The 9808-nt window shown below is 66.9% G+C and carries 11 protein-coding genes and 1 pseudogene; 6 read left to right on the top strand and 6 right to left on the bottom strand.

The features are described 5' to 3' along the window. Nucleotides 1-500: DUF2155 domain-containing protein (locus tag B3T77_RS11265; protein WP_292079644.1), on the top strand; the 500-nt coding region annotated here is incomplete at its 5' end. A gap of 26 nt (nt 501-526) precedes the next feature. Further along, complete coding sequence (locus tag B3T77_RS11260) at nt 527-865, top strand: EF-hand domain-containing protein (protein ID WP_045811986.1); 339 nt, start codon at nt 527-529, stop codon at nt 863-865. Here B3T77_RS11260 and lepB read toward each other — a convergent pair. The 5 genes from lepB to aroQ all read right to left on the bottom strand — a co-directional run bounded on the left by lepB (nt 862) and on the right by aroQ (nt 4723). Continuing rightward, complete coding sequence (gene lepB / locus B3T77_RS11255) at nt 862-1626, bottom strand: signal peptidase I (RefSeq protein ID WP_292079639.1); 765 nt, start codon at nt 1624-1626, stop codon at nt 862-864. The genes B3T77_RS11260 and lepB overlap by 4 nt on opposite strands. Nucleotides 1627-1704: 78 nt before the next feature. Continuing rightward, entirely contained in the window at nt 1705-2385 is a 681-nt protein-coding gene (gene aat, locus B3T77_RS11250) for a leucyl/phenylalanyl-tRNA--protein transferase (protein ID WP_292079645.1), read from the bottom strand. Continuing rightward, nucleotides 2382-3734 carry an acetyl-CoA carboxylase biotin carboxylase subunit gene (accC, locus tag B3T77_RS11245; RefSeq protein ID WP_292079637.1) on the bottom strand — a complete coding sequence of 451 codons (1353 nt, stop codon included), beginning with the start codon at nt 3732-3734 and terminating at the stop codon, nt 2382-2384. The genes aat and accC overlap by 4 nt, the downstream gene beginning before the upstream one ends. 3 nt (nt 3735-3737) lie before the next feature. Further along, nucleotides 3738-4229: an acetyl-CoA carboxylase biotin carboxyl carrier protein gene (gene accB, locus B3T77_RS11240; protein ID WP_292079635.1), complete on the bottom strand. Its 492-nt coding sequence runs from the start codon at nt 4227-4229 to the stop codon at nt 3738-3740. Between the two features lie 47 nt (nt 4230-4276). Then, complete coding sequence (gene aroQ / locus B3T77_RS11235) at nt 4277-4723, bottom strand: type II 3-dehydroquinate dehydratase (RefSeq protein ID WP_153924375.1); 447 nt, start codon at nt 4721-4723, stop codon at nt 4277-4279. A 344-nt stretch (nt 4724-5067) separates the two neighbouring features. Here aroQ and thiS point away from each other — a divergent pair, with 344 nt between their 5' ends. Together thiS and B3T77_RS11225 are read left to right on the top strand one after the other, a co-directional pair. Beyond that, complete coding sequence (gene thiS, locus B3T77_RS11230) at nt 5068-5274, top strand: sulfur carrier protein ThiS (protein ID WP_055755162.1); 207 nt, start codon at nt 5068-5070, stop codon at nt 5272-5274. 61 nt (nt 5275-5335) lie between these two features. Beyond that, the gene (locus B3T77_RS11225) at nt 5336-6118 is read left to right on the top strand and encodes a HisA/HisF-related TIM barrel protein (RefSeq protein ID WP_292079630.1); all 783 of its coding nucleotides are present in this window, start codon (nt 5336-5338) and stop codon (nt 6116-6118) included. Nucleotides 6119-7010: 892 nt separating this feature from the next. On the opposite strand, the gene udk is transcribed toward B3T77_RS11225, so the two are convergent. Continuing rightward, on the bottom strand, nt 7011-7658 hold the full coding sequence (gene udk, locus B3T77_RS11220; RefSeq protein ID WP_292079628.1) for a uridine kinase: 648 nt from the start codon (nt 7656-7658) through the stop codon (nt 7011-7013). A gap of 158 nt (nt 7659-7816) precedes the next feature. Between udk and B3T77_RS11215 the strand changes: the two genes are divergently transcribed. Both B3T77_RS11215 and B3T77_RS11210 read left to right on the top strand, forming a co-directional pair. After that, nucleotides 7817-9445 carry a long-chain-fatty-acid--CoA ligase gene (locus B3T77_RS11215; RefSeq protein ID WP_292079626.1) on the top strand — a complete coding sequence of 543 codons (1629 nt, stop codon included), beginning with the start codon at nt 7817-7819 and terminating at the stop codon, nt 9443-9445. 18 nt (nt 9446-9463) lie between these two features. Next, nucleotides 9464-9808 (top strand): annotated as a pseudogene (locus tag B3T77_RS11210) (hypothetical protein); the annotation flags it as partial.

The following is a 9808-nucleotide window of genomic DNA, read 5'->3' as shown; positions in this document are numbered from 1 at the left end:
CCTCGGTCCCGACCGAGACGCCGCCTGCGGGCGCGCCGGCTCCGCGCTCTCCGGTCGCCGTGGCGCCGCCGCCCAACGTCGTCATCGCCGAGGACGCCGCCGTCGAGGAAAAGGCCGAGGAGGAGGTCGCGGCTGAGAAGCCCGTCGCCACCAAGGCCATCGACCAGCCCGCCACGCCCGCGCGCCGCCAGCGTCGCAAATTCGCGATCATCCAGGCCATCGACAAGGTCACCGCCGAGACGATGAAGTTCGAGGTGGAGGTCGGCGGTCGCCCCGTGCGCTTCAACCAGAATCTGATTTTCGCGGCCCGCGCGTGCGAGGTGACGACGCCGGACGAACTGACCGAGGACGCCATCGCCTATATGGACGTCTCGCTTCAGCCGCGCGGCCGACAGGAGGGCCGCCAGATCTTTCGCGGCTGGATGTTCGCCTCGTCGCCTGCCGTCAGCGGGGTCCAGAACCCTTATTACGACGCCTGGGTCGTCGGCTGTAAGAACTGAGCTTTGACGCCGCGAGGAGGCGCGCCATGGATCGCAACAAGCCGCCAAAGAAGACCGAAACGGTCGAAATCCGACTGCCCCACGCGACCAAAACCGCCTTCATGGCCCGGTGCCGTGACGAGGGCCGGACGGCCAGCGACGCCATTCGCCGCTTCATAGACGCCGAGTTGAACGCGACGTCATCCGCGCGTCCTCAACCCCGCCTGGGCTGGCGGCCCCTGCTGGCCGCTGCCGTCGCGGGCCTGGCGCTTGGCGCCGTCGCCGCGCCCTCCCTGGCCCAGTCGTCGCCCACGCGCGCCGATTTCGACCGGCTGGACCGCAATCACGACGGCGTCGTCAGCTTCGATGAGTACCGGGCGCGTTAGCGGATGCGGACCAGGAACCGGTCCCACTGAAGGTTCAGCCACGTCCAGGGCTTTAACAGGCCTGCGCCCGGCTTCCATGAGGCCAGCACCACCTCGGCCCGGCCGATGATGTTTTCGGCCGGCAGCAGGCCGACGCCGATCTCGGGCGGCCAGCGGCTGTCCAGCGAGTTGTCGCGATTGTCGCCCATCATCAGATAGCAGCCCGCCGGCACCCGGCGCACAAGCGTGTCGTCGCCCGGCAGGCCCGATCCGCCGTCGTAGGTGATGTAGGATCGTCCGTCGGCTAAGGTCTCGCGCACCTGCTGGACCCGTCTCTGCGGCGCATCGTGATCGGCGACGATATCCAGCCGGGTCTGGCGCACCGCATCGCCATTGACGAAGACGACGCCGCCCCGCACCTGAACCGTGTCGCCCGGAAGGCCGACGACGCGCTTGATCCAGGCCTCGCTGGGATCGCGCGGCAGGCGGAACACTACGACGTCGCCGCGTCTCGGTTCGCGCCCGAACAGCCGGCCCGGCGACATCGCCGGATTGAACGGCAGAGACGCCGTGCTCCAGCCATAGGGATATTTCGACACGACGATATAGTCGCCGGTCACCAGCCCCGGCTCCATCGACGACGAGGGGATGGTGAAGGGTTGAAACAGGACGATGCGGATCGCGAGCGCCAGGATGATGGCGAAGATCAGCGTCAGGGCGATCTCTCGCACCTCGCGAAGAAGGGACGGACGGGGCGGGGCTTTGAGCGGGGTCTGGGTCATGCCGCCATTGATCGTCAGGCCGGCCGAAGACGCGAATCCTAAGCTGTCGGGACGGGCCCCAAATCGTGTCCGGACAGACTAGGCGCTGGCCAAGGCGACCGCTTCTGCACCGGTCAGAGGCGCGCGCAAGGCCCCTTGGTCCGGCCTGACCGACAGCGCGGGCTGAAGCCGCTCCAGATAGGTCGCTTGCGGCGTTTCGACCGCACCGAACTGGCTCAGATGGTCGGTCAAGAACTGCGCGTCCAGCAGGTCCCAGCCGCCCTTTCGCAGGCGCGCGACCAGATGCACCAAAGCGACCTTGGACGCATCCCGTTCGCGACTGAACATGCTCTCGCCGAAGAAGGCCCCGCCCAGCGACACGCCGTAAAGGCCGCCCACCAGCCGCTCGTCACGCCAGCACTCGATGGAATGGACGAAACCCATGGCGAACAGGGCGGCGTACAGCCGCCGGATCGGGCCGTTGATCCAGGTGTCTTCGCGATCCGGTCCTTGCGCCGCCGCACAGCCGTCAAGCACCGCCTCGAAGGCGGTATCGACCCGCACCTCGAACGGCTCGCCCCGCACGGTGCGGCGTAGGCGGGTGGGGATGTGGAAGGCGTCCAGCGGAATGACGCCGCGCTGTTCCGGCTCGATAATGAAGACGCGCGGATCATCGCGCGCCTCGGCCATCGGAAACACGCCCCGGGCGTAACAGGCCAGCAGGTCCTCGGGGCCGAAACCGCCGAAAGGCCCGCTGGCGCTGAAATCGGGGTCGGTCAGGCGTCACCCTTCTGACGGGCCGCCCATTTCTCCAGCCAGTGGATGTCGTAGTCGCCCGACAGGATGTCAGGCTCGGCCAGCAGCTTCTGAAACAGGGGGATGGTCGTGTCGACGCCGCCGATGACGACCTCGTTCAGCGAACGCTTCAGACGGGCGATGGCCTCTTCGCGGTCGCGACCGTGCACGATCAGCTTGCCGATCAGGCTGTCGTAATAGGGCGGGATCGAATAGCCGGCGTAGATGGCGCTATCCAGGCGCACGCCCAGGCCGCCCGGTGCGTGGAAGTCGGTGATCTTGCCCGGCGACGGCGTGAAGGTCTCCGGGTTCTCTGCGTTGATCCGCACCTCGATCGCGTGGCCCTTGAACTCGATATCGTCCTGGGTGAACGACAGCGGCAGACCGGCGGCGATGCGCACCTGTTCGCGAACCAGATCCACGCCCGTGATCATTTCCGTAACCGGGTGTTCGACCTGCAGGCGGGTGTTCATCTCGATGAAGAAGAACTCGCCGTCCTCCCACAGGAACTCGATGGTGCCGACGCCCAAGTAACCGATGGCGGCGATGGCCTTGTTGACCGTCTCGCCGATCTGCTTGCGACCCTCGGCCGACAGGGCGGGCGAGGGGGCCTCTTCCAGCACCTTCTGATGACGGCGTTGCAGCGAGCAGTCGCGTTCGCCCAGGTGGACGACATTGCCGTGGCTGTCGGCGATGACCTGGATCTCGATGTGGCGCGGCTTCTGGAGGTAGCGCTCCATATAGACGGCGCCGTTGCCGAAGGCGGCCTTGGCCTCGGACTGGGCGGTCTGGATAGCCTCGACCAGATCATCAGGCGTCAGGGCGACCTTCATGCCGCGTCCGCCGCCGCCCGCCGCCGCCTTGACGATCAGGGGGAAGCCGATCGACTTGGACGCCTCAATTGCGGCCTCGACGGTCTCGACTTCGCCATCCGAGCCGGGGACGACCGGGATGCCGGCGTCCTTGACCGTCTGTTTGGCGCTGATCTTGTCGCCCATCACCCGGATATGCTCGGGCTTGGGGCCGATGAAGGTCATGCCATGGGCCTCGACGATCTCGGCGAAGCGGGCGTTTTCGGACAGGAAGCCATAGCCAGGGTGGATCGCCTGGGCACCGGTGATCTCAGCCGCCGCGATGATCGAGGGGATGTTCAGATACGACTTTGCGGCCGAGGCGGGGCCGATGCAGACGCTCTCGTCGGCCAGCCGCACCCACATGGCGCCGCGATCGGCTTCCGAGTGCACGGCGACGGTGGAGATGCCCATCTCCTTGCACGCCCGGTGGATGCGCAGCGCGATCTCGCCGCGGTTGGCGATCAGGACCTTGGTGAACACGGCTTAGGCTTCCAGCAGGACGAGGGGTTCGCCGAACTCGACCGGCTGGGCGTCGCCGACCAGGATTTCGGCCACAACGCCGTCGCGCGGGGCCTGGATCGGGTTCATTGTCTTCATGGCTTCGACGATCAGCAGGGTCTGGCCCTTCTTGACCTTGTCGCCGGGCTGGACGAAGGCCGGGGCCTCCGGCGAGGCCTGCAGATAGGCGGTGCCGACCATCGGCGACTTCACCTCTTCGCCGGCGCGGGCGACGATGGTGGCGGGGTCCGACGGCATGGCGGCAGGCGCAGCAGCGGCGGCGGGCGCAGCGGCGACCGGAACGGGGGCGGCGGCGTACTGAACCGGGGCGGCATTGAAGGTCACTTCGCGCGCCACGCGGATGCGCAGTTCGCCGCGCTCGACCTCGACTTCCGTCAGATCGGTCTCGTTCAGAATCTCGGCCAGCTGGCGAACCAGGGCGGCGTCGATTTCGGCGTGTTTCTTGTCATCGGCCATTGGAGTTGCGCCTTGTCTTTGGTGGTCTTTGATAAACGGGACGGAGCTCAGCCGCGTTCCCGAACCTGGGTGAGGGCCGCCTGGACGGCCAGTTCATAGCCCGCCGCGCCGAAGCCGGCGATGACGCCGGTCGCCGCGGAGGACACATAGGAGTGATGGCGAAACGCCTCGCGCGCCGCCGGATTGGACAGATGCAGCTCGATCACCGGGATCGACAGCGTCTTCAGCGCATCGTGCAGCGCCACCGACGTATGCCCATAGGCCGCCGGATTGAGGATCAGGGCGTGGGCGCCTTCGCGCGCCTCCTGGATCCAGTCGACCAGTACCCCTTCATGGTTGGTCTGGCGAAACACGATCTGCGCCTTGCCGGCCGCCCGGACGCAGCGCTGCTCGATGTCCGCCAGGGTGTCGCGGCCATAGATGTCCGGCTCCCGAACCCCGAGCAGGTTCAGATTGGGGCCGTTCAGCACATGAATGACGGGCGTTTCGGCCATGGTTCCAGAATCGATCCGGCGCAGCGCGGCGCAAGAGGGGCCTTTTAGCGGACGCAGGGCGTGGGTCAAACGCTCGCGGCGTCGAACCTTACCCGACGTTACGTGCGATGGCGTGGATTTCGCAGCGTCGGCCGCCATCGTCCCTGGTCGGGACGGCCTGTGGGAGCGCCGAGGATGCGCCAGGACGGCAAACTTATCCTGAGAACCGTGGTGGCGACCTTCGCGGCCCTGGCCGTTGCGGTCGGCGCCTTCCTGTTCGAGGCGGGCTGAGCGCACAGTCTGGCGAACCGGCCTGTCACGGTGTATCTGACGCGCGACGGTCGGCGAGGCGAAGGTCAGGGAGAATGCGCGTGCACCAGATCCATCTCAATGGCGAGCCGCGCCAGGTCCAGGCCGCCACCATCCTGGCCCTGGTCGAGGAACTGTCGCTGGACCCGCGCAAGGTCGCCGTCGAACGCAATCTCGAGATCGTGCCCAAGTCCCTGCACGCCGCCACGCCGGTGGCCGCAGGCGACCGCATCGAACTGGTCCAGTTCGTCGGCGGCGGGTGATCAGATCAAATCCGGCTACGACGGGTTCCCCCGCGCGCCGGAGAGGCCTAGGTCAGCATCCATGACCGATACAGCCAACGAAACCTGGTCCGTCGCCGGCCGCACCTTCAACTCGCGCCTGATCGTGGGCACCGGCAAATACGCCGATTACGCCCAGAACGCCGCCGCCGCCGAGGCGGCCGGGGCCGAGATCGTCACCGTGGCCGTGCGCCGTGTGAACCTGTCCGATCCGACCCAGCCGATGCTGGTCGACTACGTGAAGCCGGATCGTTTCACCTTCCTGCCCAACACCGCCGGCTGTTTCACGGGCGAGGATGCGGTGCGCACCTTGCGTCTGGCGCGCGAAGCCGGCGGCTGGAGCCTGGTTAAGCTGGAGGTGCTGTCCAACACCGCCCACCTGTATCCCGACATGATCGAGACGCTGCGGGCGCTGGATCTGCTGATCAAGGACGGGTTCGACGTCATGGTCTATTGCACCGACGACGTCGTGATGGCCAAGCGGCTGGAAGACGCCGGCGCCGCCGCTATCATGCCCGCAGCCGCCCCGATCGGCTCGGGCCTGGGCATCCAGAACGAGGTCAACGTCCGCCTCATCGTCGAACAGGCCAAGGTTCCGGTGTTGGTCGATGCAGGCGTCGGCACAGCCTCGGATGCGACCCGCGCGATGGAGTTGGGCTGCGACGCGGTCCTGATGAACACCGCCATCGCCGGCGCCAAGGACCCCATCCGCATGGCCCGCGCCATGAAACACGCCGTCGTCGCCGGCCGCGACGCCTATCTGGCCGGGCGGATGGCCAAGCGGATGTATGCCGACCCGTCGTCGCCGCTGGCGGGACTGATCTGACCCAACCGTTTCCTCCCCACAGCGTGGGGAGGGGGACCGCGAAGCGGTGGAGGTGTTCTTCAAGTCTCACGGGCCACCGATGCGGTGAAGAGCCCCTCCGTCACGGCGCGAAGGCCCGCCGCGCCACCTCCCCATAAATGGGGAGGAGACGATGCTCAGCCATCGCAATGCCGCTGGTCCGCTGTCAGCGAATCCAATCGCTTGCCTATTTATGTCCCCCGTCTCCCATCCAAGGGGTCAAACGGCCCCATAATGCATCCGTCTCGTCGCATGGAGGGCTCGCCTGGCCTGCGACCTTGCGTCGGCGGGAGCGGATGGAACGGGGGGCGGGTCTGAAACGGCCCGCGTCGGCGGCGACTCATGGAGCGCCGTCGGAGGGTCGGGGGGGATACTCGGCCGCACTCGGGACGGTCCTCGCAGGGGCCGCCGACCCGTCGCAGGCTTATGGGGTTAGGCGATAAGACCGCCACCGCTCGGTGCCCCGAGCTTGCAGGCCAACCACCCGCGCGGAGCGTCACACCCTTCGTCGAAACGGTAATCTCTAATCACACTCCGGGCGAAGGCCCGGCGCTCCGCCCAGCCCTCCAGACTTCGCTGCGACCGCGCGAAGCCGATAACCCGTGTCCGGAGACCCGCATGGCTCGCCCCAAACCTCGCCGTCCCAAACCCGGTCGCGGCCTCCCACCGCCCTACAGACAGACGCCCGAGGAAGAGGCCGAGGACGAGCGCCTTCGCGCCCTGCTGGAACTCGAATACATCCGGCTGGACGCCATCCTAGTCGAGAAACAGGCCGAGGCCGCCGAACGGGCGCGCATCAGGGCGATGAATGGTCATCCGCCCGCTGAGCCGGTCGCGCTTCGCCCCGCCGAATTTCGGGTCGGAGATGTCTTCGCTAGTCGTCCAGCAGCGCCTGCAGCAACGGATGGGCCAGGACCGGGGCCGCCAGACGCACCACGGCCTGCGGGTCTTCCAGGCGGACGGCGGCCGTCGCATCGGCGACGATGAAGTCGGCGTGGGTGCGCGACGGTTCGGTCAGGCGCTCGTGACCCGGACGCACCGTCGCCAGATATTGCGCCACGACCGAATCCGCCGATCGGCCCCGCTCGGCCTGGTCGCGCAGCAGGCGGCGGATGAAGCGGATGTCGGCCGGCGTGTCCACGAAGACGCGAATGTCGAACAGGGCGGTCAGGCCGGGGGTGCACAGAACATGCGTGCCCTCGACGATCACCACCTCGGCCGCCGGGATCGGCTCGCCGCCCGGCTCGCGGCCGTGATGGATGAAGGAATAGACCGGCGCCGTCACCGCGCGCCCGGCCTTTAATGCCTTCAGGTCCGCGATCATCAGGTCGTGATCGCGCGCCGACACATCGTCGAAGTCGAAGGTCGCAGCGTCGAAGCCTGGCAGGGAGGCTGCGTCCTTATAATAGCTGTCCTCGCGCACCAGCACGGCCGACCCTTCCGGCAGGGCCGACACCAACGCCTCCGCCAAGGTGCTTTTGCCGGAGCCGGAGCCCCCCGTGATCGCGATCAATATGGTCATGGCGCGCTTTCTAGCCGGACGATCCGGCCGACGCCACGGGGGACGATCCGCCGCGCCGTGGCTGACGCTACGTCACGTTGCTTATCGCCGATCACCGATGTTAGCGTCCGCTCAAGCGTCGCATCAAAGCAGACGCATCCAAGGGACAAGGATACGACATGCTGGGCTTGATGCAGGACTGGCCGCTGACGGTCGACAAGATCATCGACCACGCCAAAAACTGGCATGGCGAGCGCGAAGTGGTGACGCGCTCGGTCGAGGGGCCCATCGTCCGCACGACCTACGCCCAGATCCACGACCGGGCCAAACGCGTGTCCAGCGCGCTGAAGGACTGGGGCGTCCAGCCTGGCGACCGCGTCGCCACCCTGGCCTGGAACACCGCCAACCATATCGAGGCCTGGTACGGCATCATGGGCATCGGCGGGGTGTGCCATACCCTGAACCCGCGCCTGTTCCCCGAACAGCTCGTCTACATCATCAATCACGCCGAAGACCGGATCATCTTCGTCGACCTGACCTTCGTGCCGCTGCTGGAAGCGATCCTGCCGCATATCCCCAAGGTCGAGCGCGTCGTCATTATGACCGACGCCGCCCACATGCCGCTGACGAAGCTGCCCAAGGCCGTCGCCTATGAGGACGCGATCGCCGGTCAATCGACCGACGTGGTTTGGGGCGACTTCGACGAACAGACGGCCTGCGGCCTCTGCTACACCTCTGGCACCACGGGCAATCCGAAGGGCGTGCTGTATTCGCACCGCTCCAACTTCCTGCACACCTTCATGGGCCTTCAGGCCACGGTGATGGGCGCCACGCCCAAGGAGGTGATCCTGCCGGTCGTGCCGATGTTCCACGCCAACGCCTGGGGCATCGCCTTCGCCGGTCCCGCCGCCGGCACCAAGCTGGTGATGCCGGGCGCCAAGATGGACGGTCAGTCGATCTATGAGCTGATCGAACAGGAGGGCGTCACCTTCTCGGCCGCCGTGCCGACCGTCTGGCAGGGCCTGTTCGCCCACATGAAACAGAACGGTCTGGGCTTCTCGACCCTAAAGCGCGTCCTCATCGGCGGTTCGGCCTGTCCCGAAAGCCTGATCCGCGGCTTCCAGGACGATTTCGGCGTCGAGGTCACCCACGCCTGGGGTATGACCGAGACCTCGCCCATCGGCACGATCGCCAACCTGCCGCCCGAAATCCTGAAGCTCTCCTACGACGAGCAGATGAAATACCGCCTGAAGCAGGGCGTGCCGCCGCTGGGCGTCGAGCTTAAGCTGAAGGACGAGGCGGGCGCCGAACTGCCGCACGACGGGGCGACCTTCGGGCGACTGATGGTCAAGGGGCCGACGATCAGTCGCGCCTATTTCAAGGAAGACGGCTCGATCCTGGACGACGAAGGCTTCTTCGACACCGGCGATGTGGCCACGGTCGACGACCTGGGCTTCATGCAGATCACCGACCGCGCCAAGGACGTGATCAAGTCTGGCGGCGAGTGGATCAGCTCCATCGAGATCGAGAACATCGCCGTGGGTCACCCCAAGGTCGAGATCGCCGCCGTCATCGGCGCGGCCCACCCCAAATGGGACGAACGGCCCGTCCTGATCTTGAAGCTCAAGCCCGACGAGACGCTGGACAAGCAGGAGCATCTGGACTTCCTGACCGGCAAGATCGCCAAATGGTGGATGCCCGACGACGTGGTCGCCGTGGACGACATCCCGCTGGGCGCGACCGGCAAGATCGACAAGAAGCTTCTGCGCGACCGGATGAAGGACTATCGTCTGCCGACCGCTGCCTAAGTTAGAACAGGAGCCTGAATGCCGACCAGAAAGCCCGTACCCGCCGTCCTGCCCTGGCTGACGGCGCTTGCGGCGGCGCCCTTCGTGCTGATCGTGGCGGCCGTCACGGCGACGCGGTTCGGCGGGCTCGATCTGGCGATCGGCTATGACCTGCTGACCTGGACCGTGGCGCGCATCCTGGCCTGGGTCGGTCTGGCGGCGGCTCTGGTGGCGGCGGTGCTGGCGCTGCGCGACCTGAAGGGCAGGGGTCTTTATGCGCTGGCGGCGCTGGTTCTCTCGGGCGCGACCGTCGCCGGCTTCGTGCTGCGTCAGGGCCAGGATGCGACGCCCCATCCACGTGACGTCAGCACCAACCTGGACGAG

Source organism: Brevundimonas sp. UBA7838 (assembly GCF_002500885.1).
Classification (GTDB): Bacteria; Pseudomonadota; Alphaproteobacteria; order Caulobacterales; family Caulobacteraceae; genus Brevundimonas; species Brevundimonas vesicularis_C.
Note: the sequence above shows the minus strand (reverse complement) of the source record. Positions and strands in the feature narration are given on the sequence as shown.